Source organism: Natronococcus roseus, assembly GCF_043677095.1.
GTDB classification, from domain to species: Archaea; Halobacteriota; Halobacteria; order Halobacteriales; family Natrialbaceae; genus Natronococcus; species Natronococcus roseus.
On record NZ_JBHLJR010000001.1, the window covers coordinates 124,091 to 149,669 of the forward strand.

Annotated in this window: 30 protein-coding genes and 1 tRNA gene; 9 read left to right on the forward strand and 22 right to left on the reverse strand. The window is 67.9% G+C overall.

Going from position 1 to position 25,579, the window contains the following annotated elements; translation table 11 throughout:
* Positions 1 to 46 precede the first annotated feature (46 nt).
* Together ACFEMD_RS00655 and ACFEMD_RS00660 are read left to right on the forward strand one after the other, a co-directional pair.
* Complete coding sequence (locus ACFEMD_RS00655) at positions 47 to 319, forward strand: hypothetical protein (RefSeq protein ID WP_394738953.1); 273 nt, start codon at positions 47 to 49, stop codon at positions 317 to 319.
* A complete protein-coding gene (locus ACFEMD_RS00660) occupies positions 316 to 474 on the forward strand; it encodes a hypothetical protein (protein ID WP_394738954.1) in 159 nt (52 codons plus the stop codon). Before ACFEMD_RS00655 ends, ACFEMD_RS00660 begins: the two co-directional genes overlap by 4 nt.
* Positions 475 to 523: 49 nt before the next feature.
* On the opposite strand, the gene ACFEMD_RS00665 is transcribed toward ACFEMD_RS00660, so the two are convergent.
* Positions 524 to 901: a DCC1-like thiol-disulfide oxidoreductase family protein gene (locus tag ACFEMD_RS00665; RefSeq protein ID WP_394738955.1), complete on the reverse strand. Its 378-nt coding sequence runs from the start codon at positions 899 to 901 to the stop codon at positions 524 to 526.
* Between the two features lie 85 nt (positions 902 to 986).
* Here ACFEMD_RS00665 and ACFEMD_RS00670 point away from each other — a divergent pair, with 85 nt between their 5' ends.
* The 3 genes from ACFEMD_RS00670 to ACFEMD_RS00680 all read left to right on the forward strand — a co-directional run bounded on the left by ACFEMD_RS00670 (position 987) and on the right by ACFEMD_RS00680 (position 3,941).
* Positions 987 to 1,181, forward strand: a complete 195-nt coding sequence (locus ACFEMD_RS00670; RefSeq protein WP_394738956.1) for a hypothetical protein — start codon at positions 987 to 989, stop codon at positions 1,179 to 1,181.
* A gap of 112 nt (positions 1,182 to 1,293) precedes the next feature.
* Positions 1,294 to 2,529: a hypothetical protein gene (locus ACFEMD_RS00675; protein WP_394738957.1), complete on the forward strand. Its 1,236-nt coding sequence runs from the start codon at positions 1,294 to 1,296 to the stop codon at positions 2,527 to 2,529.
* A 188-nt stretch (positions 2,530 to 2,717) separates the two neighbouring features.
* A complete protein-coding gene (locus tag ACFEMD_RS00680) occupies positions 2,718 to 3,941 on the forward strand; it encodes a DegT/DnrJ/EryC1/StrS family aminotransferase (RefSeq protein WP_394738958.1) in 1,224 nt (407 codons plus the stop codon).
* On the opposite strand, the gene ACFEMD_RS00685 is transcribed toward ACFEMD_RS00680, so the two are convergent.
* The 10 genes from ACFEMD_RS00685 to ACFEMD_RS00730 all read right to left on the reverse strand — a co-directional run bounded on the left by ACFEMD_RS00685 (position 3,926) and on the right by ACFEMD_RS00730 (position 10,618).
* Entirely contained in the window at positions 3,926 to 5,599 is a 1,674-nt protein-coding gene (locus ACFEMD_RS00685) for a glycoside hydrolase family 13 protein (RefSeq protein ID WP_394738959.1), read from the reverse strand. The two genes, ACFEMD_RS00680 and ACFEMD_RS00685, sit on opposite strands and share 16 nt — an antisense overlap.
* 475 nt (positions 5,600 to 6,074) lie before the next feature.
* Positions 6,075 to 6,147: transfer RNA gene (locus ACFEMD_RS00690), tRNA-Arg, on the reverse strand.
* A 53-nt stretch (positions 6,148 to 6,200) separates the two neighbouring features.
* Complete coding sequence (locus ACFEMD_RS00695; RefSeq protein ID WP_394738960.1) at positions 6,201 to 6,515, reverse strand: HalOD1 output domain-containing protein; 315 nt, start codon at positions 6,513 to 6,515, stop codon at positions 6,201 to 6,203.
* Positions 6,516 to 6,630: 115 nt separating this feature from the next.
* Positions 6,631 to 7,530 carry a phosphogluconate dehydrogenase (NAD(+)-dependent, decarboxylating) gene (gene gnd / locus ACFEMD_RS00700; RefSeq protein ID WP_394738961.1) on the reverse strand — a complete coding sequence of 300 codons (900 nt, stop codon included), beginning with the start codon at positions 7,528 to 7,530 and terminating at the stop codon, positions 6,631 to 6,633.
* A 115-nt stretch (positions 7,531 to 7,645) separates the two neighbouring features.
* Positions 7,646 to 8,077, reverse strand: a complete 432-nt coding sequence (locus ACFEMD_RS00705) for a hypothetical protein (protein WP_394738962.1) — start codon at positions 8,075 to 8,077, stop codon at positions 7,646 to 7,648.
* Positions 8,078 to 8,156: 79 nt separating this feature from the next.
* A complete protein-coding gene (locus ACFEMD_RS00710) occupies positions 8,157 to 8,624 on the reverse strand; it encodes a copper resistance protein CopD (protein ID WP_394738963.1) in 468 nt (155 codons plus the stop codon).
* A gap of 48 nt (positions 8,625 to 8,672) precedes the next feature.
* Positions 8,673 to 9,227 (reverse strand): metal-dependent hydrolase, encoded by a 555-nt coding sequence (locus ACFEMD_RS00715; RefSeq protein WP_394738964.1) that lies wholly within the window; start codon positions 9,225 to 9,227, stop codon positions 8,673 to 8,675.
* A 1-nt stretch (position 9,228) separates the two neighbouring features.
* On the reverse strand, positions 9,229 to 9,552 hold the full coding sequence (locus tag ACFEMD_RS00720; RefSeq protein WP_394738965.1) for a hypothetical protein: 324 nt from the start codon (positions 9,550 to 9,552) through the stop codon (positions 9,229 to 9,231).
* 54 nt (positions 9,553 to 9,606) lie between these two features.
* Positions 9,607 to 10,074 carry a VOC family protein gene (locus ACFEMD_RS00725; RefSeq protein ID WP_394738966.1) on the reverse strand — a complete coding sequence of 156 codons (468 nt, stop codon included), beginning with the start codon at positions 10,072 to 10,074 and terminating at the stop codon, positions 9,607 to 9,609.
* Positions 10,075 to 10,126: 52 nt separating this feature from the next.
* The gene (locus ACFEMD_RS00730) at positions 10,127 to 10,618 is read right to left on the reverse strand and encodes a deoxyuridine 5'-triphosphate nucleotidohydrolase (protein ID WP_394739758.1); all 492 of its coding nucleotides are present in this window, start codon (positions 10,616 to 10,618) and stop codon (positions 10,127 to 10,129) included.
* Positions 10,619 to 10,841: 223 nt separating this feature from the next.
* Here ACFEMD_RS00730 and ACFEMD_RS00735 point away from each other — a divergent pair, with 223 nt between their 5' ends.
* The 3 genes from ACFEMD_RS00735 to ACFEMD_RS00745 all read left to right on the forward strand — a co-directional run bounded on the left by ACFEMD_RS00735 (position 10,842) and on the right by ACFEMD_RS00745 (position 14,492).
* Complete coding sequence (locus tag ACFEMD_RS00735; RefSeq protein ID WP_394738967.1) at positions 10,842 to 12,797, forward strand: aconitate hydratase; 1,956 nt, start codon at positions 10,842 to 10,844, stop codon at positions 12,795 to 12,797.
* 152 nt (positions 12,798 to 12,949) lie between these two features.
* On the forward strand, positions 12,950 to 13,510 hold the full coding sequence (locus ACFEMD_RS00740) for a metal-dependent hydrolase (RefSeq protein ID WP_394738968.1): 561 nt from the start codon (positions 12,950 to 12,952) through the stop codon (positions 13,508 to 13,510).
* A gap of 61 nt (positions 13,511 to 13,571) precedes the next feature.
* Positions 13,572 to 14,492 carry an LLM class oxidoreductase gene (locus tag ACFEMD_RS00745; RefSeq protein ID WP_394738969.1) on the forward strand — a complete coding sequence of 307 codons (921 nt, stop codon included), beginning with the start codon at positions 13,572 to 13,574 and terminating at the stop codon, positions 14,490 to 14,492.
* A gap of 24 nt (positions 14,493 to 14,516) precedes the next feature.
* Here ACFEMD_RS00745 and ACFEMD_RS00750 read toward each other — a convergent pair whose 3' ends face one another.
* The 11 genes from ACFEMD_RS00750 to ACFEMD_RS00800 all read right to left on the reverse strand — a co-directional run bounded on the left by ACFEMD_RS00750 (position 14,517) and on the right by ACFEMD_RS00800 (position 25,057).
* Positions 14,517 to 15,953, reverse strand: coding sequence for an amidase (locus ACFEMD_RS00750; protein ID WP_394738970.1), 1,437 nt, complete (start codon positions 15,951 to 15,953; stop codon positions 14,517 to 14,519).
* 92 nt (positions 15,954 to 16,045) lie between these two features.
* Positions 16,046 to 17,173 (reverse strand): N-methyl-L-tryptophan oxidase, encoded by a 1,128-nt coding sequence (gene solA / locus ACFEMD_RS00755; RefSeq protein WP_394738971.1) that lies wholly within the window; start codon positions 17,171 to 17,173, stop codon positions 16,046 to 16,048.
* 49 nt (positions 17,174 to 17,222) lie between these two features.
* Positions 17,223 to 17,633 carry a hypothetical protein gene (locus ACFEMD_RS00760; protein WP_005553158.1) on the reverse strand — a complete coding sequence of 137 codons (411 nt, stop codon included), beginning with the start codon at positions 17,631 to 17,633 and terminating at the stop codon, positions 17,223 to 17,225.
* Between the two features lie 34 nt (positions 17,634 to 17,667).
* The gene (locus tag ACFEMD_RS00765; protein ID WP_394738972.1) at positions 17,668 to 19,548 is read right to left on the reverse strand and encodes an asparagine synthase-related protein; all 1,881 of its coding nucleotides are present in this window, start codon (positions 19,546 to 19,548) and stop codon (positions 17,668 to 17,670) included.
* A 164-nt stretch (positions 19,549 to 19,712) separates the two neighbouring features.
* The gene (locus ACFEMD_RS00770) at positions 19,713 to 20,261 is read right to left on the reverse strand and encodes a flavodoxin domain-containing protein (RefSeq protein ID WP_394738973.1); all 549 of its coding nucleotides are present in this window, start codon (positions 20,259 to 20,261) and stop codon (positions 19,713 to 19,715) included.
* Between the two features lie 80 nt (positions 20,262 to 20,341).
* Positions 20,342 to 21,580 (reverse strand): MBL fold metallo-hydrolase, encoded by a 1,239-nt coding sequence (locus ACFEMD_RS00775; RefSeq protein ID WP_394738974.1) that lies wholly within the window; start codon positions 21,578 to 21,580, stop codon positions 20,342 to 20,344.
* A gap of 51 nt (positions 21,581 to 21,631) precedes the next feature.
* Positions 21,632 to 22,009, reverse strand: coding sequence for a hypothetical protein (locus tag ACFEMD_RS00780; protein ID WP_394738975.1), 378 nt, complete (start codon positions 22,007 to 22,009; stop codon positions 21,632 to 21,634).
* Between the two features lie 80 nt (positions 22,010 to 22,089).
* The gene (locus ACFEMD_RS00785) at positions 22,090 to 22,440 is read right to left on the reverse strand and encodes a hypothetical protein (protein WP_394738976.1); all 351 of its coding nucleotides are present in this window, start codon (positions 22,438 to 22,440) and stop codon (positions 22,090 to 22,092) included.
* Between the two features lie 58 nt (positions 22,441 to 22,498).
* Positions 22,499 to 23,986, reverse strand: a complete 1,488-nt coding sequence (locus tag ACFEMD_RS00790) for an MATE family efflux transporter (protein WP_394738977.1) — start codon at positions 23,984 to 23,986, stop codon at positions 22,499 to 22,501.
* Entirely contained in the window at positions 23,983 to 24,711 is a 729-nt protein-coding gene (locus tag ACFEMD_RS00795) for a TetR/AcrR family transcriptional regulator (RefSeq protein WP_394738978.1), read from the reverse strand. The genes ACFEMD_RS00790 and ACFEMD_RS00795 overlap by 4 nt, the downstream gene beginning before the upstream one ends.
* Positions 24,712 to 24,778: 67 nt before the next feature.
* Positions 24,779 to 25,057, reverse strand: a complete 279-nt coding sequence (locus ACFEMD_RS00800; protein WP_394738979.1) for a hypothetical protein — start codon at positions 25,055 to 25,057, stop codon at positions 24,779 to 24,781.
* Between the two features lie 111 nt (positions 25,058 to 25,168).
* Between ACFEMD_RS00800 and ACFEMD_RS00805 the strand changes: the two genes are divergently transcribed.
* A complete protein-coding gene (locus ACFEMD_RS00805) occupies positions 25,169 to 25,561 on the forward strand; it encodes a 30S ribosomal protein S6e (protein WP_394738980.1) in 393 nt (130 codons plus the stop codon).
* The last annotated feature ends 18 nt before the right edge of the window (positions 25,562 to 25,579 follow it).

A 25,579-nucleotide genomic window follows, 5' to 3' on the forward strand; every position in this document is an offset into this window, starting at 1 on the left:
AGGAAACAACTACATAACAATACCTGCGACCTCCGTCGTTAGTGACATGAGCGAGGAGATCACCGTCGGACTGACGGACGGACGGGAGATCACGGTCGACGAACTGACGGTACTGGACCGGGACAACCGTTCGTGGATCCGGTGTGTGCGATCCGAGCCGAGTCGGCGGATGGAGTTCGACGAGACCACGACGTACTACCACCTCGGACGCGACGTCGACTATGTCGTCGCGAACGGTACGGACGACCGGGATGTACACGACGTCGTCGACCGCCGACCGAACCTCGCCGCGGCGCCGACCGACGCCGCTCGCCGATGATCGAGCTTCCGAGTCTGAGCGTCCTGCTGATCGGTAGCGGCGCGTACCTCGTGGCGGTCGCCGCCGTTCTCCGGTCGCTGGGTCGAACGCGGACGCTTCACTGGCGAGCCGAGCGCTCGAGCGAGGGGCCACCGGAGAACGAGGTCTCGTCGTAGCTCGCGGTCGGGTGCGAAACGTTGGCCGGCCGATCAGGTGCGTCGCCGCTTACTCTTCCCGCCGGACCGGTGGGGTTTTCGAGAGGTACTGTCCCCAGAAGTCGCGGTTGTCCGCTACTCGTCGGTACCCCTGCTCGCGGACGCGCTCGTAGTCCTCGAAGTTCCGGAGAAACCCGACGGCCTCTCGCACGACCCCAGCGTCGTCGACTCGAGCGAGACCCTCCTCGAGCGAGGCGCCACAGGAGTGAACCGCGTCGTCGGTCACGAAGTGCGAACAGTCCTCGTAGTCCTCGGGCAGTCGCTCGCGTAGCTCCGGGGTGAGGTCGGTGAAGCCGACGATGCGGACGTCGGTTCGGTCGTCGAAGAACTCCGCCCACCACGTACAGAAGCCGCAGTCGTCGTCGAAGACGAGCGTCGGTTCGGTCATCCTATCGAAAATATTCGGGGTCGGCTCACTTAGCTTCTCGCCCGACGGGGCCGGGATACTTGGCTCGGGCAACCGACCGACCGGTATGGAGCGATTCGTTGGACTGATCGTCGCCGGCGGGCTCGCCCTCGTCGCCGGGCTCTGGCTGCTCGCGCTCCTCGAGTTGGGAGCTGTGGGCTGGATGCTCGGACTCGCGCTCACGGTCCTGGGGACGGGCGCGCTGGGTTCCGGAATCGCGAGCGAGCTCGACCTCGAGGGCGAGTTCGGACGGCGGCCGTAGACCGGTAGTCGCCGTGGCTCGAGGAGGGGGCCGGATCCGACGCACGCCGTATCGCTCGAGCCGACAGTCACCGCGCCGGAACGTTCTTGGCCCCGACGGCCGACTCCGAACCATGAGCGTCCGGTCACTGACCGAGCCCGAGGTGCTGGCCGACGCCAAGAAGGGACTCTTTCCCGACGATGGTGGGCCCGCCTACGCGGTCGCAGACACGCAGTTCGCCCGCGAGGAGTGGCTCCCCGGACGGGCCGTCGACTCGGAGGTCAGGGACCGGCTGGCGCCGTTCAACCACGTCCGGATCGGCGGCGGCTACCCGGATCTCGTCGGCGTCGGCCGGCTCGAGCCGGAGCTCGTGGCCGTCGATCGACTCGGCGACGAGCCGCCGCTGGTCGCCGTGGAGGCGAAGGGGTACGCGAGCGACGGCGTCGACACCCAGCGCGGGATCGTCCAGGCCTACGACCGCCTCGGGGAGGCCAACGCGGCCTACCTCGCCGCGCCCGCATCGGCCGTCTCCGAGACCGATCGAACGCTGGCGCGGGAGCTGAACGTCGGCGTCCTCGGCGTCGAGTCCGACGGTGGAGTGGCGCCCCTCGAGGTACCGCGCGTAGTCGGGAGCAAAACGACGACCGAGGCGACGGCGATCCGGTTCCAGGCGACCGCGCAGGGCGTCGCGGACCGGTCGTTCGGCCTGAATCACCCGAAGAACTACCTGGGGTATCCGCTGGCCCACTACGCCGACGGCGACACCGAGACGCTGCTGGCGACGTACGACGTGGTCGGCGCTGTCGACGACGCCCGACGGGGCGCCGCGTTCCTCGGCCTGATCGAGGAGGCGCCGGGCGGGGCGAGGCTCACCTCGCTCGGCGAGGAGGTCGTCCGGTTCGCGAAGCGCAACTGCGGGACGGTCGAGGGCGCTCTCTCGGAGTTCGAGGCGTGGTACGGCTCCCCGAAACGGTTCCTCGACCTGGCGCCGGCCTGGGGGCAACTCGCCCGCCGGGTCGTCTTCGACTACCCCGCGACCGAGCTGCTCGTGACCGAACTCCAGCGGCTCCACCGGGACGGGAGTCGCGAGCCGTCGCTCGTCGAGTTCGTCACGTACCTCCACGAGCTCCACCCGACGTTCGCCGTCGAACTGTTCGTCCGGGGCAACCGGGGGGTTCGGCGCCGCGCGCTGACGACCGACGGCGAACTCCGTCGGGAGCCCCTCGAGGAGGGCGCGACCTACCACGCGCCGACGGTGTTCCAGCTGAAGACGATGCTGTACCACGCCGGGATCCTCACCGAGCGCGGTCGCGAACCCCACCGGCTCGAGCCGACCAACGACGTCTGGGCGCTGTGCGAATCGGTCTGAGACGGGATCGGTAGGGTGTTCGTACCGCGACGGCCGCGTTTGTCGATCGGCGCAATACTATCGCTATCCGGGGAGTCGACCTCGAGAAGATCGAGAAAGCGCCGTCTAGGGACGGTTCTCCGGCCCATACTTATGCCGTCGAGAGTGTCACCGGCGATTATGCGCTCAGTCGGGTGGACGGACGAACGGTGGGGATCGAACGCGAGGACGAACCGACCGGGTGGTCGGCCGTGACGGACGAGTACCCGATCGCGACGGGCGGCTCGTTTCCGGGCAAAGAGCGAGTGCTGGCCGAGTTCGAACGGATGCTCGACGGCGACGCGCGGCTGACGATGGGCGAGCACTGCGACGCGTTCGAGCGGGAGTTCGCCGACTACGTCGGCCGCGAGCGCGGGATCGTGACCAACTCGTGTACGTCGGCCCTCGAGACGGTCTTTCGCGCGCTCGAGGGTCGCGGCGGGGAGGTGATCGTCCCGGTCCAGACGTTCGCCGCGAACGCCTCGTCGGTGCTGACCGCCGGTTACGAGCTCCGGTTCGCCGATATCGAGCCCGACGATCACAACATCTCGCTCGAGTCGGTCGCCGAGCTGATCGGCGACGACACCGCGGCCGTGGTCGCCGTCCACTTCGCGGGCAACGTCTGCGAACGGACGGCCGAGCTCCGGGCCCTCTGCGAGGCTCACGACGCCGTCCTGATCGAGGACTGCTCGCACGCCCACGGCGCGACGATCGACGGGCAGCCGGCCGGCAGCGTCGGCCACGCCGCCTGCTTCTCGTTCTACGCGACCAAGGTGTTGACCACCGGGGAGGGCGGGATGGTCCTGACCGACGACGAGGCCCTCGCACGACGGGTGGCGGCGATCCGCAACCGGGGGCTCGACCCCGAAAGCGGCGACTCTCGGTTCACCCGTCTCGGAAGCAACTACCGCCTCTCCGAGTTCGCGGCCGTCCTCGGCCGGAGCCAGCTCGAGCGCGTCGAGGCGTTCGTCGCCTACCGAAACGAACTCGCCCGGATCTACGACGATCGACTGTCGGAACTCGCCGAGCAGGGGATCGCCGAGCCGATCTCGCCGCCGTCGGCCGTCCGCTCGAGCTACTGGCGCTACCCCGTCGCGCTCGAGCCCGGCTGCGACCGGACCCGCGTTCGGGACCGCCTCGAGGCCGAGGGGATCACGATCGACTGGGCGTACGATCCCCCGCTGCACCGCCAGCCGTTCGTCACCGACCGCTACGACACCGACGGGGTCGCACCCGTGGGAACCGCGGCGATGAGCCGGCACGTCTGTCTGCCGATCCACCGGGACCTCTCGCTCGAGGACGCGAAACACGTCGGCGAGCGCGCGGTCCGGGCGATCCGTCGGGCGCGATCTGAGCCGACGGCGGCCGCAAAACGGGGCTACGAGAGTCGGTAGACGGCGGCCTCGTACGGTCGCAGCTCGAGCGTCCCGCTGAACGACGGTTCTTCCTCGTAGTTGCCGAGCAGCCGGTTCGCGACCTCGCCCTCGAGGCCGAGTTCGATCGCCGATCGCTCGTCGAAGAAGTTACAGACGACGAGCAGCCGCTCGTCCTCGAGGCTGCGCTCGTAGGCGAACACCTCGGGATGGTCGGTACACAGGAGTTCGTACTCGCCATAGACGAGCGTCTCGTACTCCTCGCGGAGGGCGAACAGCTCGCGGTAGTAGTGCCAGATCGAGTCGGTGTCCGCGCGGGCGGCTTCGACGTTGATCTCGTCGTAGTTGTCGGTGACGCCGAGCCAGGGCTGGCCGTCGGTGAAGCCGGCGCAATCGTCGTCGGACCACTGCATCGGGGTCCGGGCGTTGTCCCGGGAGCACTCCTCGAGCACCGGACGGACGTCCTCGAAGGAGTCGTACCGGTCGCCCTCGAGGGCCTCCTCGAGGAAGTTCTGCGCCCAGACGTCCTCGACATCGGCTGGATCCTCGAAGCTCGTGTTCGTCATCCCGATCTCCTGGCCCTGGTAGAGAAACGGCGTCCCCCGGAGGGTACACAGCACCGTCGCAAGCATCTTGGCGGACTCCTCGCGGTACTCGCCGTCGTCGCCGAATCGGGAGACGGTCCGGGGCTGGTCGTGGTTGCTGAAGTACAGGCAGTTCCACCCTTCGTCGGCCAGCGCCTCCTGCCAGCGGGTGACGATCTCCTTGAACTCGAGCAGGTCGAGGTCGACAGGATCGTACTTCCCGCCATCGCCGCGGTCGACGTTCATGTGCTCGAAGTGGATCGCCATGTTGAGCGCCCGATCGTCGCCGATGTACGCCGAGGCCTCCTCGGCCTCCATCCCGACCGTCTCGCCGACGGTCATCGCGTCGTAGTCTGCCAGGGCCTCCTCGTACATCTCCTCCAGGTGAGCCTCGAGGTTCGGCCCGTTGACGTAGTGTTCGGCGCCGACCGGAAGGCCCTCGGTCTCGGGATCGCCGTCGGGCAATCCGTCGGATTTCGAGATGAGGTTGATGACGTCCATCCGGAAGCCGTCGATCCCCTTCTCGAGCCACCAGCGCATCATCTCGAAGACGTCCGCACGAACGTCGGGGTTCTCCCAGTTCAGATCCGGCTGGCTCTCGTCGTAGAGGTGCAAAACGTACGCCTCGCGCTCGTCGTCGTAGCGCCAGGCCGACCCCCGGAAGAACGACTCCCAGTTGTTCGGCGCCGGGCCGTCGGGCTCGCCTTCCCGCCAGACGTAGTGGTTCCGGTACGCCGGATCGCCGGCCCGCGAGCGGACGAACCACTCGTGTTCCTCGGAGGTGTGGTTGACGACCAAGTCCATGATCAGGCGCATGCCCCGTGAGTGGAGTTCCTCGAGCAGGCGCTCCCAGTCGGCCATCGTCCCGAAGCGGGGGTGGATCGCCCGGTAGTCCGCGATGTCGTAGCCGTTGTCTTCCATCGGCGACTCGTAGACGGGGTTGAGCCAGACGCCGTCGACGCCGAGGTCCTCGAGGTAGTCGACCTTCTCGACGATCCCGGGGATGTCGCCGACGCCGTCGCCGTCGCTGTCGTTGAAGCTGCGCGGGTAGATCTGGTAGACGATCGCCTCCCTCCACCACTCGCGTTCGGGCATGGGGACGGCTACCCACCGGTGGGTATAGTAGCTGTGGCTCTCGGCTCGAGGGAGCGGCGAAAACGGACGCTGTCTCGGTCGGGCTACGCGTCGTCCGCGTCGTCCTCGTCGGATTCCGCGTCGGGGTCAGTTTCGTCCTGTCGCGATCCGTCCTCGGGTATCTCCTCGGTTTTCTCGTCGTCAGTCATACGTCGGAACCATCGGACCGACGGTTCTGAAGCTTCGCCCGGAGTTCGACGGGTCGGCGCTCGAGGACGGAACGATGCTCGAGAACCGTCGATAAAACAGCGGGCGCGACGGGAGTGAGCGAACGCAACGCGTTCGCGAGCTACGTCGCGCTCGCGAGGCGAGTGAAACGAGCCGAGCGGGCGCGACGGGAATTTGAACTACGCGAACGGCTCGCTTCGCTCGCCGTTCTCTACTTCAAATCCCGCGCGGTTCGCTGTTCGTGCTCACTGTCGCTCGCACAGAACAGCGGGCGCGACGGGATTTGAACCCGCGACATCTTGGTCCGGAACCAAGAACTCTGTCCACTGAGCTACGCGCCCTCGTGTCTACAGATAGCGATACCGATCGTATAACGGTTGCTCTTTTTTACTGCTTACAGCGACGATTCGGCGTCGGGGACGTCGGTAACCGCGCCGTCGGGCGACGCGGGTTCCGACAGCGCGATCTCGAGCCCGCCCTCGCGGGAGTCGACGGTAACCAGCCAGCCGGCGTACCGGAACGACAGCGACCGGAACCCGGAGCTCGGATCGGAGATCGAATCCAGCGTGTCGGGGTCGATCGCGTCGTAGAGGGGCTCGAGCGCGATCGGATCGACCTCGTCGACGCGAGCGACCAGCTCGACAACCGCCGTACTCGTTCGTCGATCCTCCGTCGCGGCCACGCTCGTCGTCGGTCGGTGAGAGGTCACTACTAACGGTGAGCGGACCGGGAGTAAAGAAAATGACCCAATATTTCAGCGCGTAGCTAACGGTGAAAATGAGTGTTCTCTCGGCGGACCGATCGCACAGCCCTCCGAAACGGCCTCACGTTCGGCGGGGAACGTCGTGGCGGCCGAAGCCGTATCGAAGCCGACTCGCCAGCCGCCTCGAGAATCGACCCTCGTCGGCCCGCGAGCCGAACCGCTCGGAGAGGGCGGTGTAGATCAGCGGCAGCGGCACCTCCTGCTCGAGGGCTTCCTGAACGGTCCAGGTGCCCGTCGAGCCGCCCTCGATGCGGTCGGCGACGGTCCCCAGGTCGGTCCCCTCCTCGCGGAACGCCTCCTCGCAGAGCTCGAGCAGCCACGAACGGATCACGGCGCCGTTGTTCCAGACCGAGGCCACGTTCTCGAGGTCGAGGTCGTACCGACCCTCGTGGAGCAGCTCGAACCCCTCGCCGTAGGTCTGCATCAGCGCGTACTCGACGCCGTTGTGGACCATCTTGACGTAGTGGCCCGATCCCGCAGGCCCCATCCGACCGTGGCCGTCGGGACCGGTCGCGACGGCGTCGAAGACCGGGATGAGTTCGTCGTAGGCCCACTGCGGGCCGCCGACCATCAGCGAGAAGCCGAGTTCCGCACCCGCGGGACCCCCGGAGGTGCCGCAGTCGAGGTACGCCGCCGAGCAGGCCTCGGCCCGGCGCACGGAGTCCTCGAAGTAGGAGTTGCCGCCGTCGACGACGACGTCGTCGCCGTCGAGGTGGGAATCGAGATCGTCGAGGGTCGCGTCGACGGCTTCGCCCGCGGGGACCATCAGCCAGATCCGTTTCTCCTCGCCGAGTCGGTCCGCCAGGTCCGATACGGAGTCGGCCGGCTCCGCACCAGCGTCGGCCGCGGTGGCGACGGCTGCCGGATCGAGGTCGAAGGCGACGACCTCGTGGCCCGCCTCGAGCACCCGATCGACGACGATCTGTCCCATGCGTCCGAGTCCGATAACGCCCAGTTGCATGCGTCCGGATGGGCGGGGCCGCGAGGTAGTGGTTGTGATTCGTGGCGGAGGCGCCGCTCGAGAACGAAACGCGAAGCAGAAGTCGCCGCGGCTGCAGCGAAGCCGATCGTCGCCGTCAGTGGATCGGTTGCTCGAGGCGAGCCCAGCCGATCGCGTCGAGCACGACGATCCGGCCCTGGTGTTCGACGTAGACGCCGTTGTACTCGCCCCGATCGGCCTCGTAGTACGGTAGCGAGTCCCGGATCGTGTCGACGACCGACCAGGCGCCGTCGCGCTCGAGGGTGACGTGTTCCCACTCCTCTCGGGCGTCGTTGCGCACCGCGCGCTCGAGCGCCCGTCGGGCGCCCGGAATCTCCGCGAGTCGGCGGGCCGATGCGTCGATAACGGTCGCACCTGCGGGAACCTCGTCGACGACCCTGGCGCCGAGGTTCGCCTTCGAGCGTCCCGTTTCGGTCGGCGAACGATCGTTCTGAAGGACGTACCCGGCGGCCGCGGCGGTCCCCACCGCGAGCAGCGACAGGGCCATCCCTTTGCCCCTGAACATCATACACATACCTCTCAGTAGCTAACTAAGTATCTTTCGTAACAATCTTCTTTACAAATATATCTAGGAAGGAATTACACGTCTACGACACGACCGCGGCGACGTTGGTCGTGATCGCCCCGGCGACAACCAGGAGGAGGACGGCGACGACCGCTCCCGCTCGGTACAGCGGCAGGGCGTTCGCGGCGGGTTCGCGGAGCTTCTTTCCGTTGAGGCCCGACTCGAACCGTTTCGCGCCCACCTCGACGAGCCCCGCGAGGACGAGCCAGAGGGCGACCATCGCGAGCACCAACTGCCCGTTGATCGTGTTGAACAGTCCCTCGGCGGTGTAGCGGGTTCCCGCGAGATGACCGCCGCTGAGCAGCAGGACGAGCGCGCTCACGCGCGAGATCGATGTCAGTTTGCTCGAGATCGTTTCGAGGGGTTTCGTCGAGTTGAACGCGCCGTCTCGAGCCAGCGGGAGGACGACGAACGCGACGTAGAAGACGCTACCGGCCCAGAGCGAGGCGAAGACGAGATGAGTCGTCTGGGCGAGAAACGTATCGACCATACGGAATGGGTTCGCGAGCGGTGGTATCAGCGTTCCGACTTCCCGCGCTCACTCGAGCCAGTCAGGAAGCCACGCGACCAGCCGTCGCCGAACCAGGACGTAGGCGAACGAGACTGCGAGACAGCCCACGACGGCCGAGACGATCCACCCCTCGAAGACGAGCAGCACTGGTGCCGCGAGCGCGAGAGCGAGGACGCCGTCCTCCGGCGCGCCGTCGTAGCGGATCCACCGCCGCGGGCGTAGCCACCGACCCCGGACGTGGTCGTAGACCGCGCGGTCGCCGACGTCGGTCCAGGGGTCCATCTCCGGCCCGTCGCCGAGGACATCGCTCGCGGCGTGGAGCCAGGCGGCGACGACTGCAGCGGCGACCCCGACGACGGGGCTCGAGGGGACCAGCACCGCAGCGCCGACCGCGAGCGCGGCGACGGGCAGCCCGGCGACCGGGAAGTGCAGACTCCGCCGGTGTTCGAGGACGAGATCGAGATCGGGTGCGAGCCCGCCGACGATCGCACCGACGGCAAGCGGGCTCGAGAGCGTCGGAACGGCGGCGGCGACCGGGGCGACGAGTGCGAGTCCGGCGAAGACGTGGGTGGTCGCCATCATCTCAGCGGTCCGGCGACCCCGTCGGGGTTCGGGTCTCCGCGCTCCGATCGTAGACGATCACGACGGTGAGCGCGGCGCCGACCCAGATCCCAATCCAGAGGGCGATCGCGGGGCCGGCCGCTCCGATCGTCCCCTGCTGGAGCGAGAACAGGGCGAGATAGCCGAGCAGGGCCGTCGCGAGGGCGAGGACGGGGACGGCGATTCCGAGGACGAGCCAGCCGACGTACCGCCATCGGCTCGTCCGCTCGTGTCCACAGTCGGGACAGCGAGCCGCCGCTCGAGGACGCTGCGATCCGCACCGTTCGCACGGCTCCGTCCCGGACATCGCGTTCGAGTTCGTCGCCGGTCGCCTTCGTTCTGTCGGCCGTAGAACCTGTTCTCAGTCCGACCGCTCCGGTGCGAGTCCCTTCTCCTCGAGCTCCGCGATCGCCCCGTCGGTCTTCTCGAGTTCGTCGAGACCCATCCCCTCGAGGACGTGGTCGGCTTTCGTGAACTGAATCTCGGAATACCCGACGAGCTGGACCCGGTTCCCCCAGGGATCGTGAAACTCGAGGCCGGGGACGTCGAGGCGCTCGACGCTGCAGTCCTCGAGCCGCCGCTGAGCGGCGTCGGTGTCGTCCACGACGAGCCCGAAGTGACGCTGGCCGTCCCGGTCGGTATCGTCGCTCTCGGCGAGCGCGATGAACTGATCGCCCATATCGAGGAAGGCCTTCGAGTCGGATCGACTCCGCAGTTCGAACGCGAACAGATCCTCGTAGAACTCGAGCGCGTCGTCGATGTCGCCGACCTCTAGTGCGACGTGATTGATGCCGACGAGCGAGGGTCGTTCCGTTTCCGCGTCAGTCATGTGCGAACGGTCGTCGCGGACGGCCGTCAATCCCCTGCCGGCAGCCCGGCGGCTACTCGAGGTTCTCGCCCTGGTAGCTGCCGTCGTAGGCGCCCTCGTGGTTGGCCTCGGCGAACACCAGCTGGGCGATGCGGGCGCCGCGGGCGATCTCGATGTCGTGGTGGACCTGTAACAGCCCCTCGCCCCGGCCCTCGTAGCCGGCGTCCCACACCGCGGTGTTCAGCATACAGGAGTTGCGCATCAGCGACGAGCGCGGGTAGACGAAGCCGACGTGCCCCTCGGGGATCTCGATGCGTTCACCGTAGCGGGCGACGTAGGCGCCCTCGGGCAGGTAGTAGGTGTCCGGCGCCTTCTGCTCTAACTCCTCGAGCGGGCGGGCCACCCGGTCGCCGATCTGCTTGCCGTCCCGGCCGATCCGACCGGGCTCGAGCTGTTCGAAGACGACGTCGAGGGTGAGGTCGACGCCGTTGGGCTGGATCTGGTCGTCGCTCGTCGGGGAGACGTACTCCGCGACGAAGGCGCCGGAGCGGAACATAGCGTCGATACGCTCCGGAGTTGAAAAAAGGGTATCCGTTCGGATCGGCCGTGGCAGGGCGTTACGGGACACCCTCGAGGAAGCAGCGTCGGCCGGCTGCGCGCGAGTGTACGAACGGTCACCGCCGTGGCAATACTTACGCGAAACCCCGTCGAATGCCCGGAAATGACACGGTCGTTCCCGATAGAAACACGCTGGATTTATCAAGCCAGGAAGCCGAAATCCGGATGCTATGGGACAGACTCTCACCGAAAAGATTCTCGACGATCACCTCGTCGAGGGCGAGCTCGAGACCGGCGAGGAGATCGGGATCGAGATCGACCAGGTACTTACCCAGGACACGACCGGAACGATGGTCTGGCTCCAGTTCGAGGCGATGGGACTGGACGAGGTCCAGACCGAAATTGCCGCCCAGTACTGCGACCACCAGACCTACCAGTTCGACTTCAAGAACACCGACGACCACCGCTTCCTGCGTTCTGCAGCCGGCACCTACGGGGCCCACTTCTCTCGCCCCGGTAACGGTATCTGCCACAACGTCCACCGCGAGAACTTCGCCGCGCCCGGCAAGACGCTGCTCGGCTCGGACTCCCACACGCCGACCCCCGGCGGCCTCGGCGAACTCGCCATCGGCGCCGGCGGGATCGACGTCACCGTCGCGATGGGCGGCGCGCCCTACTACATCGAGATGCCGGAAGTCGTCAACGTCCGACTCGAGGGCGAGCTCCCCGAGTGGGCCACGGCGAAAGACATCATCCTCGAGATGCTGCGACGCCTGAGCGTCAAGGGCGGCGTCGGCAAGATCCTCGAGTACACCGGCCCCGGCGTCGAGACGCTCACCGCCCCTGAGCGGATGACGATCACGAACATGGGCACCGAACTCGGCGCGACGACGTCGATCTTCCCGACCGACGAGCAGACCGAGGACTACCTCGAGCGCGTCGGCCGCGGCGACGAATACGAGGAGATCCAGCCCGACGACGACGCCGAGTACGACGACGAGATCGTCGTCGATCTCTCGGACCTCGAGCCGCTGATCTCAACGCCCTCGATGCCGGACAACGTCGTCCCCGTCAGCGAGGTCGAGGGCGAGTCCGTCGAGCAGGTCATCGTCGGCTCCTGTACGAACGGCGGCTACGAGGACATCCTCCCCGTCGCCAAGATGCTCGAGGGTCGTGAAACCTCGATGGAGACCGAGACGATCGTCGCCCCCGGTTCCAAGCAGGCCTCCGAGATGCTCGCCCGCGAGGGCTGGGTCGCGGAGATGATGGCCGCCGGCGTCAACTTCTCCGAGGCCACCTGCGGTGCGTGTATCGGCATCGGTCACGTGCCCGCCTCCGATTCCGTCTCGCTGCGGACCTTCAACCGCAACTTCGAGGGTCGCTCGGGTATCGAGGACGACAACGTCTACCTCTGCTCGCCGGAGGTCGCCGCCGCCGCGGCGCTCAAGGGCGAGATCACCGATCCGCGGAACCTCGACGACGTCGAGGCTCCCGGCGTCGAGCTCCCCGACGAGTACGACGGTTCCAAGACGGACCTCATCGCCCCCGACGAGGCCGTCGACGACGAGCTCATCAAGGGCCCGAACATCGGCGACGTCCCGATCCGCGACGAGCTCGGCTCCGAGATCTCCGGCGAGGCGCTGCTCAAGATGGAGGACAACATCACGACCGACCACATCATCCCTGCGACCCAGGACATCCTGATGTACCGGTCGAACGTCCCCAAGCTCTCCGAGTTCACCCTCTCGCGTGTCGACGACACGTTCGCCGACCGCGCGCTCGAGGCCGACGGCGGCTTCCTCGTCGCCGGCGAGAACTACGGCCAGGGCTCCTCGCGAGAGCACGCCGCGCTCTGCCCGATGTATCTGGGCATCGAGGGCGTCCTCGCACAGAGCTTCGCCCGGATCCACCGCGCGAACCTCTTTAACTTCGGGATCGTCCCGCTGACGATCGACGAGGACACCTACGACTCGATCGACCAGGGCGACGAGATCGAGATCGTCGACGACGTCTACGAGGCCGTCACGAGCGGTCAGGAGGAGTTCACCGTCCGCGTCAACGGCGAGGAGTTCACCGCGACGCTCGACGCCTCCGAGCGCGAGCGCTCGATCCTCGCGGCCGGCGGCAAGCTCTCCTGGACCCGCGACCAGGCCGAGGACAGCGGCGCCGCGACCGCCGACGACTGATCCCAACGCGGGACGTCGATCCTTCTCTCTCTATCTTTGTGCCGACCGAGAGTCACGCGTCTAGGTTCAGGTGACGTCTACCTGCCGACGCGCAGCCCCGTTCCAGGGTTACGGACGCCGTAACTACACGCCGCGGACGGCTACGGCCGGCCATGTGGCCCTGGGGACACCTCGGCGTGGCCTACCTCGTGTACTCGCTGTACGCCCGCGGCCGGTTCGGACGGCCACCGCGAGCCGAACCCGCCCTCGCGGTCTTCGTTGGCTCGCAGTTCGCCGACCTGATCGACAAGCCGCTGGCGTGGTGGTTTGGAATCCTGCCGAGCGGCCGCTCGCTCGCCCACTCGTTGCTGTTCGCCGCAGCGCTGATCCTCGTCGTCTACGCCGTCGGGTTCGCCCTCGAGCGAGTCGAGACGGCCACCGCGTTCGTCGTCGCACACCTCTCGCATCTCCTGGCCGATATCCCGCCCCGGGCGTTTCTCGGGTATCCGTTCGAGACGGAGTTTCTGGTCTGGCCGCTGCTCGAGCAGCCGACGTTCCGGTACGGCGAGCGGCTGTTCGAACCGCCCACGGTCGTCGAACTGCTCGTGGGGCCGTTCACGAACCCCGTGACCGTCTTCCTGTTCGAGTGGGTCCTGTTCGGGGCGGCGATCGCGCTGTGGTACCTCGACGGCTGTCCGGGGCTGGAATACGTCAGCTCCAGTTCCCGTCGCTGAGTCCGATACTTGGATTCGAGAACGAACAGCGTCTTGTGAACGCGGCCGATAGCTCGAGCGAATGCCCTCCGATCACGCGAACGCGGGCTACCGACGGCTGTTCGATCACGACGGACTGACCTTCGGCGCGGGCTTTCCCCTGACCGGGGCGAACCGCTCGACGCCCGACCACGAGGCCGAAATCGAACTCGCGGTCCTCGCCGAGGAGCTGGGGTTCGACGGGCTCTGGGCGCGGGACGTCCCCACGTTCTGGCCGAAGTTCGGCGATGCGGGTCAGACGTTCGACACCTGGCCGTGGCTCTCCCACGTCGCGGCCCACACCGACGAGGTCGCGCTGGGGACCTCGAGCGTCGTCCTTCCGCTTCGCCACCCGTTGCACGTCGCGAAGTCGGCCGCGACGGTCGATCGCCTCTCGGACGGCCGCCTCGTGATGGGGGTCGCCTCCGGCGACCGGGACCCGGAGTACCCTGCCTTCGGGGTCGACCGCGAAAATCGAGGCGAACTGTTCCGCGAGGGGGTCGAGGCCCTGCGGACGGTCTGGCGGGAGGACTACCCCACCCTCGAGGGCCGGTGGGGTCGCCTCGAGGGCGACCTCGACGTCGTGCCGAAACCGGTCAGCGGAACGATCCCCCTGCTGCCGACCGGAAACTCCCGGCAGTCGGACGACTGGATCGCCGAGCACGGCGACGGCTGGCTGTTCTATCACCTCCCGGAGTCGACGCTCGAGAGTTACATCGCACAGTGGCGCGAAGCTGCCGACGAGAAGCCGTTCGTGATCGCGATTCGAGTCGAACTCACGGACGATCCGACCGCCGACCCCGAACCCCTGCATCTGGGCTACCGGGCCGGCGTCGAGTGGTACCGCGACTACTTCCGCCGGCTCGAGTCCTACGGCCTGGACCACGCGATCATCGGGCTGCAAAGCGAGGACCGCCAGCGGGCGTTCGAGCGGTTCGCGGACGAGATCATCGACGAGCTGTAGGCCGTCGTCGACGATCCCAGGCGCTTACGTCGGGTACCGATCGCGCCACGGCCGCCGTCGCTCGAGGGCGGCGCTGGCCGCGAGGACGTCGGCATCGCCAAAGCGCTCCCCGGCGAGTTGCATGCCGACGGGCAGCCCGTCGACGAACCCCGCGGGGACCGAGGCTGCGGGGTGGCCGGTGAGGTTGTACGGCTGGGTGAGCACCCAGCCCCGTCGCGGGCCGATATCGACGCCGTCGATCGTTTCGGGGGGCTCGCCGTGGGGAAACGGGATCGTAGCCAGCGTCGCCGACGCGATCAGGTCGTACTCCTCGAAGCGCTCCTGCAGGCCGTCGAAGATCCGCGAGCGGACGACGTCGGCTCGCTCGAGCTCTCGGACCGTCGGGGGTTCGGCGTCCAGGACGGTCTCGACGAAGCCATCGTACAGTCGGTCGCGGTCCTCGCCGCGCGGATCGAACCCCTGGGCCTCGAGGGCGTCGAGGCCCGCCTGCCAGCGAACGGTCGCCATCGCGTAGAACGCCTCGAGGATCTCCGCGCGGTCGTGGCCGAACTCCGGGTCGACCTCGTCGACGGTCGCGCCCGCCCGCTCGAGGGCGCCGACGGCGTCGTCGATCGTCTCCCGGACCGCGGGCTCGAGCGGGTAGATCCCCAGGTCTGGGCTGTAGGCGATCCGCAGGTCGTCGATCGGCTGATCGACCGCGGCGAGGTAGTCGTCGGTCGCGGGCACGGAGTGAGGGTCGTCGCGATGGGGTCCCGCCATCGTCGAGAGCGAGCGCGCGGCGTCCTCGACGGTGCGGGTCATCGGACCGACGTGGTAGAACGGCGTGTGGCTCGCGAAGGCGTTGGGACGATCGACGTTCGGCACCAGCCCGTACGTGGGTTTGTGCCCGTAGACGCCGCAGGCGCTGGCCGGGATACGGATCGAACCCCCGGTGTCCGAGCCCGGCGCGAGCGGGACGAGCCGGTCGGCCAGCGCCGCCCCCGCCCCGCCCGAGGAGCCGCCGGCGGTGCGCTCGAGGTCGAAGGGCGTGCTCGTCGGGCCGACGACGCGGTTGTCGGTCGTCGTCCCGACACCGAACTCGGGCGTGTTGGTCTTGCCGACGACGATCGCGCCCGCGGCCTTCAGACGGGCGACGTACGCCGTGTCGGCGTCGGCGACGCGCTCGGCGCGGAGCCGCGATCCGTGGGTGGTCTCGATCCCCGCGACGTCGTCGATGTCCTTGACGGCGACGGGGACGCCGTGGAGCGGCCCTGGCGACTCGCCGTCCTCGAGCGCGCGCTCGGCCTCGCGGGCCGCCTCCCGGGCGGACTCCTCGGCGACGGTGACGAACGCGTTCGTCCGGTCGTTTCGCTCGCGGATTCGCTCGAGGTGGTCGTCGACGACCTCGACGGGGGACAGCTCGCCGTCTCTGATCCCCCGTACGATTCCGGCTGCGGAACGCCGCGTGCTCTCTCTGCCCATAGTGACGGTCACACGAACGAACGGATAAGCGTGGTTCCGGCGGCTTCAACCGCGGGCGGTCCGCGATGACTCGAGGGGCTTTGGGAGCCCCGTCAGAACCTGTCGATCGCGAACGACTCGATCGGGTGGTCGGTCTCTCCCTCGAGGGCCAGATCGGCGAGGATCTCGCCGATGACGCTGGCGAACTTGAACCCGTGGCCGGAGAAGCCGGCGCCGACGACGACCTGCGAGCTCCCGGGAAGCGTATCGAGGACAAAGTCGTCGTCGGGCGTGTTGGTAAAGAGGCAGGTCTGGAGTCCCATCGTCGGTCCGGCGCCGTCGGGGAAGTACCGTTCGGCGAACTCCCGGAGGAGCCGCTCGTCGGTCTGGGTCGGCTCGCGCTCGAAGGCGTCGGGGTCAACGGCCTCCTCGCGGTGGTTGTACCGGCCGAGCTTGAACCCGGGAACGTCGTGGACCGGGAACCCGTAGTACCGGCCCTCCGGGACCTCGAGGTTCCAGACCGGGAACCGCTCGCGGTCGAAGGAGTCGGGCTCGGTCGGCTGGAACCACGCGAGCACCTGTCGCTCGGGGACCAGCACCGACTCGAGGGCATCGACGAAACGCCCCGCCCACGCGCCGGCGGTGACGACGAGGCGGTCGGCCTCGTAGCCGTCGTGGTCAGTCTCGACGCGGACGCCGTCGCTCGTCGGGCGCCAGTCGACGACCCGCTCTCGGGCCCGGATCGTCGCCCCCGCTCGGTGGGCGCGCTCGACGTGGGCGACGGTGCAGGCCTCTGGCTCGAGGAACCCCCCGTCGGGCTGGTAGATCGCGTCGTACCCCGCCGGGAGCTGGTAACCGGGGTAGCGCTCGGTCAGCTCGCTACTCGACAGGCCCTCGTACTCGAGGTCGTGTTCCGCACAGGAGCGTCTCGAGCCCGCGACCAGCTCGCCGTCGGCGGGCCCGGCATCGACCGATCCCGTGCGGTAGAACAGTCGCCGGTCGGTCGAATCCTCGAGGTCGTCCCACAGGTCGGCGGCTCGCTTCGCGAGCGGGACGTAGGCCGGGTCCTCGGCGTAGGCGAGCCTGAACATTCTGGAACGGCCGTGCGAGGAGCCGTAGTCGTGGGGGACGTCGTAGCGCTCGAGGCCGAGGACGTCGGCGCCTCGCGTCGCCAGGTGGGCGGTCGCGGCGCTCCCGATTCCGCCCACCCCGAGAACGATAGCGTCGTACCGATCGGTCATGGGTTCGTCTACGGAGCGGGGTTCGAAAACAGTTAGCAGTCGTCGGTCGTCACTCCCGCCGAGCGCGCTCGCGGATCCGGCGCTGCTGGCGGCGTTCGGTGACGTGACCGATCCCGTCCGCCAGTTCCTCTCGAACCTCGTCCTCGAAGGCGTCGGCGTCCTCGAGGAAGCCGTCCGAGAACTCCTCGACCAGTTCGTAGGTCCACCGGTCGCTAATCGCGCCCGCCGGAAGATGATCGTCGCGCAGGCGGTCGGCCAACTCCTCGTGGCCGGCCTCCCGAAGCTGGTCTTCGGCGTCGCCGATTCGGTCCATGGCGTGGCCGAGCTCGTGGTGGAACTGGAGCAGGTTCCCGTAGGCCCGATGGACGTACTCGATGCCGAGCTGGAGCTCGTGCAGAGCCGCCTCCTCCGTTTCGCTCAGCTCGAGGGCCTCGAGATCGGTGTCAGTATCGTGTGCCATCGTCGTTGGGACGGCGACCGACGCAAAAGGCGTTTCAGGTCCGGAAGCCGGTACCGGTTCCCGTACTCGGGGCGTTACCGGAACGGCTCGAGCTCCGGTCCGGCACCGCATCGGTCCCGGATCCGGCGTCGACGATCGTTCCCGTTGCCGGCATCGCCAGCACGCTCACCAGTCCGCTGATCGACCCGGTGTGGTTCGCCCCGCGGCGGTGCTCCCGGCAGAGGCGACAAAACTCCTCGTACTCGATACCGGGAAGCGCCCGGATCGTCGATTCGTGCTCGCGGACGAACGTCGGGAGCCAGTCCTCTCGCAACGCGGCCGCGTTCGTCCCGTCGCTCGAGTCGCCGACGCGCTCGCGGTAGAGCTGGCCGACCCAGTGCAGCGCCTGCGGCCGGGAGAGCGAGACGCCGCTCTCGTTGTGCGGGATCGCCGCGAGGTCGGGTGCGAGCCGCGACACCGCGCGGTTGACGACGTTCCGTCGCACCGCGTCGGATCGGGGAAGCTCGAGCGAGAGCTCGATCAGCCGGCGGTCGAGAAACGGGTAGACCGTCGGCAGCACCTGAACGTCGGCGTACCGGTCGAAGGAGCTCTCGTTGGTCAGGGGGTACCAGAAGTCGACTCGTCCGAGCTCCGCCATCGACGGGTAGTCGACGCCGTGGTCGCGGACGCCCTCGGTGGTGTCCGTCAGAGATCGCTCGAGCACCCGGCGGGCGGACGGGACCGCGTCGGTGTCGACGTACGCCGGAGTCGCCTTCGACCGCGTCTCCAGAAACTGCCGTCGATCCTCGGCGGCCCGTCCGACCGGGAGCGTGATGTCGCCCAGCGGCGTCGAGAGCTGGCGGTCGGGAAGCGTCCATCCCTTGAAGAAGACGTCGGCGTACAGCCCGGAGACGAGGGTGTCGACGTCCTCGCGGATCTCGTCGGCGACCGCGAGGGTTCGCGCCTCGTTGAACCAGCCGATCCCGTTGCCGTGTCGGCCGTACGCCTCGAGCAGCGCCGGGGTTCGGTCCGGATCGAGTTCGAGTCGCGTGAACGGAACGTCGATGGTTCGGGCGACGCGGGCCGCGATGGACGACTCGTCACCCGACGTCGTCGAGCCGGTAGTGAAACCGTACGTCCGGTCGGGATCGACCGTCGCAGCGAGGAGCCGGGAGTCGCTGCCGCCCGAAAGCAACAGGCCGTGGGTTCGTTCGGACCGAACCCGGTCGTCGACGGCGGCGGCGAAGCGGTCGAGAAACCGATCGACGAACCGATCGGCGGACAGCGACGTCGGCTGTGGAGTCGGGTACCAGTAGCGGTCGTGTGCGATCGAGTGTTCGTCCCCGAGTTCGACCGTCGTGATCGAGGCGGGTGGCAGCTGCGCGACGCCCTCGTAGAGCGTCTGCGTCCCTCGGACCTGCTTGTGAGCGAGGTACTCGACCAGTCCGGGGGGATCGAACGCGGCCGGAACGTCGGGGTGGTCGACCAGCGACTGGACGGCCGTCGAGAACAGCAGGCAGTCGCCGCTCGAGTGGTAGTACAGCGGCCGACTGCCGAGGAGGTCCGTCACGAGCCGCAGCCGCCGGTTCGCGCGCTCGAGGACGACCGCGACGAACTCGCCGTTGAGTTCGGTCAGCGCCTCGAGCCCGTCGGCGGCGTACTCGCGTGCACAGAACTCCGGCGTCGAGACGCCCACAGGCCGTCTCCGCTGCGAGCCGTCACCGAGACGGCTGTAGACGGTTCCGGAGACCAGCAGCGTCGCGTCTCGCTCCGGAACCCGAACCGGCTGTGGGGTCTGTCGGTGTGTCGCCGCGAGGCAGGTCAGCCCGTCGCCGTCGTGTCTCCCCGCTTTGCCGACGTCACCTCGACCGATCCACTCGGCCATCGACTCGATATCCGGTCTCTCTCTTCCGAACGCACCGCAGACCCCAACCATTACAAAAAGTATGGCGAAGGAGGGGTATTACGCTTCGGCCTACTAATCCAGATGCCGCCCGCTACGACTCCGTCTACGGGCCAGCCATACGCCCGCTGATCGTCGTCTTGATACAGCCGAAGGAACACGGGGAGCGCGCCGGTAACCGGTCACGAGAAGCCGTCTCAGGCGTCGGCCCGGAGCAGGGTCGTGAACTCTTGAGCGAACGACTCGACGTCGTCCCAGTCGGTGTACTCGTAGTCCCGGGCGGTGTCGGTGTCGCCGCTGGCCCGGCCCGCGATCCAGCGCATGACGAAGCGTTTGAGCCGGCCGTACTCGCTGTACTTGAGCGCGCCCGCGACCGCCAGCGTTCCGTCGGGGTTCCACCCGGTTTCGTCGAGGAATGCCTCGAGGAGCTCCGCGGCGGGCGCGCGCTCGCTGGGATCGTCGTGGGCCGCCGTGAGACTAACCGAAAAGAACGCCGACGGCCGCCGATTCAGGGTCTCGAGGTGATCCCGAACGAACGAGCCCACGTAGCGCTGGTGGGAGCCGCCGTGGATCGACGCGCCGACGACGATCCCGTCGTAGGCGCCGGGATCGAGCCCGTCGGGCGGGTGTTTCAGGTGTGTGAGGGTTACCTCGTGACCCTCGCTGCCGACGACGTCGCCCATCCGCTCGGCGATCGCCTCGGTCTGTCCCTCGCTCGTGCCGTAGCAGATCAGGACTCGGGTCATCGACGGTCACCTCGAGCGGTCGGAGTGAAACCCTCCATACGGGTGTTCCGACCCGCAGTTCTATCAAGGCGCAGGGACCCTCAGAGCGACAGCTCCTCGCCGAGCGAGGGAGCTTCCGCCGCGAACCCTTCCCCTCGGAGTGCTTCCGCGAATCGTTCACAATGATCGCCGTGGTTTACGAGGACCCGGGCGTCGGCGTAGGGAGCGAGGAACTCGAGCAGCCCCTCCCGATCCGCGTGCGCGGAGAAGTTGTACTGTTCGACCTGTGCGCTGACCCGCATCGAGCGCCCGTCGATCACCGCGCTGCCGGTCTCGTACAGTTCGCGACCGGGGGTGCCCTCGACCTGATGCCCCGTCATGGCGATCTTGTTCGTCGGGTGCGAGCGGATCGCCGGGACGTACGTCATCGCGGGGCCGCCGTGGAGCATCCCGCTGGTCGTGACGATCACGGTGTTTTGCTCGGCGATCCGTTCCCGCTGCCCATCCCGCCCGTCGACGAACCGGGCGTTGCCCTTCGCCCGCCGGAGCAGGTCGGGATCGCGCAGGAACTCGCGGTTTCGCTCGCGGAGAAAGAGTTCGGTGACGCGCTTTCCCATCCCGTCGACGTAGCACTCGAGGTCGTACGCCTCGCAGAGACAGAGCACCTCCTGGGTGCGACCGATCGCGAACGCGGGGACGACGACGGTGCCGCCCTCCCAGAGGGTGGTCTCGAGGCTGTCGACGAACGATCGCTCGATCTCCGCGCGTGGCGGGCGCTCTACGTCCGAGTAGGTGCTCTCACAGATCACGGCGTCGGCGTCGGGACGGGCCGCGGTACCGGAGAGGAGCTGCTGGTCCTCGGTGTGGAAGTCGCCGGTGTAGAGCAGCCGCGTGTCGCCGTCGGAGACCAGCACGTGGGCGCTGCCGGGGACGTGGCCCGCGTCGAAGAACGTGACCTCGTAGCCCGCAGCCTCGAAGGACTCGCCGTAGCCGTGAGTCTCCGAGACCTGTGCGAGGCGGGCGACCTCGCTTTCGGTGAAGGGGCAGTTGTACGTTCCCCCGTGAAGCTTGAGCGTGTCGCGGGCGAGCACCGTCGCGAGGTCGTACGTCGGCGGCGTCCAGTGGATCGGCGGGCGGGCGTCGCCCGCCAGCAGAGTAGGGACCGAACCGACGTGGTCGAGGTGGCCGTGCCCGACGACGACCGCGTCGGGATCGACATCGTCGATGGGAAACGACGGGGGGTTTCCCGAGTCCATGCCGAAATCCAGCAACAGCGAGTCGTCGATCAACACCGCGCTGCGACCGATCTCGCGAGCCCCGCCCAGAAACCGAACGTCCATACCCGGCCTTTCCGCTCGAGTCGCTTGCCTCCGTCGGTTCGCCGGCCGCCGTCAGCGGTCGTCGCCCAGCGCCCGCCCGACGAGAAAGAGCAGGGCGAAACACAGCACGACCATCACGGTCTGGGAGGCGGCCCCGACCGGGCTGTCGACGGAGCCGCCCGTCGCGAGCGTCCAGACGTCCGCGAGCCCGCGCGTGCTGCCCGCGATGCCGAGCAGCGCCAGCAGCCCGTAGCCGTAGACGGGAAGCCGTCGCCGACCGGTCGCGCGGCCGAGCCAGCCGATCGCGACGACGGCGATCCCGAAGAACGCGGGGATGAGCGCCGTGACGCTCGCGAATCCGGTTCCCACATACGCGACCACACCGAGCAGGATCAGGAGGACGCCGATCGCGATTCCGCCGCCGAACAGCCCCGTTTCGTCTGTCTCCATGGCTGATACGAGTTCCGGCGGGGTAATACTGGTTACGCTCGAGCGTCGCCGACGAAACGAGTTTTCCGAAGCGCGAGCGCTCAGGAGGAGCCGTTCGACCGAGCCTCACCGGCCGGCGGATCGCTCGAGGGGGCCGTCCGCTGGAGGACGCCGATGAGGTAGACGTCGAGCAGGCAGACGATCAGGACGGCGAGCGGGATCGCAACGTCGGCGTAGCTGACCGACTCGAACTGCAGGGCGGTGACGACGAACGGGTCGCCGAGCTCGAGGGCACCCGAGATCGATCGGGCGCTGAGAAAGCCGAGCGCGAGGACGTAGAGGGTAAACCAGATCGTCCCCCGCTTCCACTGGCCGAGATACCAGTGACCCAGGCCGGCGATCAGCGCCGTGAGGAGATAGGCCGGCCAGAACGGTCGTCTGCGATCGGTCATACCCGACAGTTCGGGACGGGGCACAATCGGTGTTTCCCCTCCGGTCCCGCGGGCGACGTCAGTCGCTCGGCTCCGGCTCCGTCGGCGACGGGGCGTCGCCGACGACGTTGTCCGTCCAGGTCCCCCGCAGGAACCAGGCGGCGGTGACGATCGCCGAGAGGACGTAGGAGACCGCGATGGCGTACCAGACGCCGATGACGCCCATGTCGAAGACGACGATGGCGATCGCGGCGATCGGGATGCGGTACAGCCACAGCTCCTGGATCGACAGCACCATTGCGGCGCGGGTCGACCCGCTGCCCCGGATCCCCCCGAGCATGATCTGGAAGACGCCGAGGAAGAGGTAGGAGGGCCCCGCGATCGTGATGTAGGCGGCGCCGTAAGCGATCACCTGCGCCGACTCATCGCCCTCGATGAAGATCGCCGTGATCGGTTCGGCGAACTGGTAGGCGACGCCGATCACGACGGCGAAGATCGAGAGGACGAGCGCCGCGCTGAGCGTGACCGCCTGCTTGGCGCGGTCGACCTGCTCGGCGCCCAGGTTCTGCCCGACGACGGTCTCGGTCCCGCGGGCGAGCCCGAGCGCCGGCAGGAACATCAGCGACGAGAGTCGGTTGACGATCCCGTAGGCGGCGACCGCCTCGGTGCCGGCGACGGCGATCAGCGCCGTGAGGACGGTGATCCCGAACGCGCGAAACCCCTGTTCGGTCGCGATCGGGCCGCCGATCTCGAGGATCTTCCGAACGGTCTCGCTCTCGAGGCGCAGATCCGACAGCGAGGGCTCGAGCCCGACCCGACCCGAAAACAGCAGGTAGAGCCCGACGGTCGCGGCGATACCGCGGGAGAACACCGTCGCGATGGCGGCGCCCGCGACGCCGTACCCCTCGAAGCCGGTGGCATCGTAGAGGGTCGTCTCGAGGCCCGCCAGCCCGACCCAGGCGAACATCGGGTTGTCCTGAAAGCCGAGGATGAGAAACGGGTCGATCACGACGTTGATCGCGACGCTGATCACCATCAGGTACAGCGGCGTTCGCGTGTCGCCCCACCCTCGCGAGAGCGCGTCGAAGATGAAAAACCAGAACATGAACGCAACGCCGACGAAGATGATCCGGGTGTAGGTGACCGCGTAGGTGAACGCGTCGGTCCCCGGCTCAGCGCCGATCAGCCGGATCAGCCAGGGCGAGAGGAGGTAGCCGACAATGCCGAAGACGATCGCGACGATCGTCACGAACGAGAGGGTCTGGCCGGCGACGTGCGAGGACCGCGTGAAGTTACCGGCACCCTTGTGCTGGGAGATCAGCACCGTCCCGGCGACGGTCAGGCCGCCGCCGACGCTGACCATCAGGAAGACGATCGCCCACGAGTACGACAGCGCGGCGACGGCGTCGCCGCCGAGCCGACCGACCCAGTAGGTGTCCGCGAGGTTGTAACCGACCTGTAAGAGCTGGCTGGCGACGATCGGCGCCGAGAGAACCATTAGCGGCTTGAACAGGTCGCCGTCGGTGACGTTGACCGAGCGATCGGTGCCCTTGCTCGACCTGCTCACTCCCGATCACGCTCGGCCGGCTCGTCGTCGTTACTCTCGTCCGCATCACCGTTTCCGTCGTCACCCAGGTCGGCGGCGAGGCGGTGTTGCTGGTCGGGCTCCGGAAGGGTACTCGGATCCCGATCGGCCGGGAACGACGCGTCCTCGGCGAGCAGGTCGTCGAACACCCACGTGGCGGTCCCCCTCCGGACCTGCTCGAGGTACTCGTCGCGGCCGATCGTTAGCTGACGGATGCGAGCCCCGTCGAAGGCCGCGATCAGCAGCGCTGCAGTCTCCTCGGGATCGTGTTCGTTGAACTCGCCGGCCTCAAGCCCGTCCCGAAGGATCTCCTCGAGAACTTCGCGGAGCTGGTCGTCGCTCTTGCGGAGCTTCTCGCGGAACGCCTCGTTGTACGGCGCCTGCGTGCGCAACTCGAGCATCGCGACGTGGAACGACTGGCGGTCGTTCTCCTCGGGACCGTAGAGGAACCAGTCGACGAACACCGCCAGCCGTTCGACCGGCGGACGGTCGCGAGTCTCGGCGACGCGCTCGTCGAAGCGCTCGAAGAGGAACTCGAGGAAGTCGCCCAGGATGTCTTCCTTGGAGTCGTAGTGGTAGAACAGCAGCGACTTGCTCTTGTCGGTCCGGTCGGCGATATCCTGTGCCGTCAGCTCCGTGTAGCCGCGCTCGCAAAGGGCCTCGTACACTGCGCGCATGATCGACGCGCGAACGTCGGGATCGGTCACTAACTGACTAGTTAGTCAGCATGGATAAGGGTATTTCGGTTCGAAGGGGTGTTCGAGAGTCACACGCTCACTCCCGGTACCGGTGAATCCCGAACGGTTCGTAGCCGCCAAAGGCGATCTCGAGCGAGCCGATCCACCAGTTCCAGCGTTCGGGCGGGCCGCCGTCGGGGGCGTCTTCGAGCTCCTCGAGGACGATTTCCGTCGTGAGTCGGATCCCGGTGTCGGCCTCGTAGCGCCCGGAGTCAGCGAGGTCCGTGGCCTGGCGAGCGACGACGCGAGCGGCGCCGCTCGAGCCGCCGAACTCCTCGCGCAGTCGTCGCTCGAGGCGGTCGCGGTCGATGCTCACGGGAACCAGTACGCACCGAGGGCGGTAAACGGCACCGAACGCTGGCGAGCGGGCGTCGCGTCGAGACCGTGTTTCGATGTGTTTTTGAGCGCGCGCCGTTTTTCACCGGGCATGGCAAGTTTCACAGTCGTCGTCGGCGATCCGGACTCCGGGTCGACCTACCAGCTCGAAGCGGAGGAACAGGACGCGAACCGGTTCATCGGCAAGTCGATCGGCGAGGAAGTCGACGGCGGTGCCGTCGGCCTCGACGGGTACACCCTCGAGATCACCGGCGGCTCCGACGAGGCCGGCCGCCCGCTCAGCCCCGACGTCGGCGGTCCGAACCTCGAGGAAGTGCTGATGAAGGGCCGACAGGTCGGCTACCACCCCACCCGGGACGGCGAGCGCCGGCGCGTCACGGTTCGCGGTCGCGAAGTTTCGGACGCCGTCGCACAGATCAACGCCTCGGTCGTCGAATCCGGCAGCAGCGAGATCGACGAGCTGCTGGGCGGCGACGACGAGTAACTTCCCCGTTTCTCTACG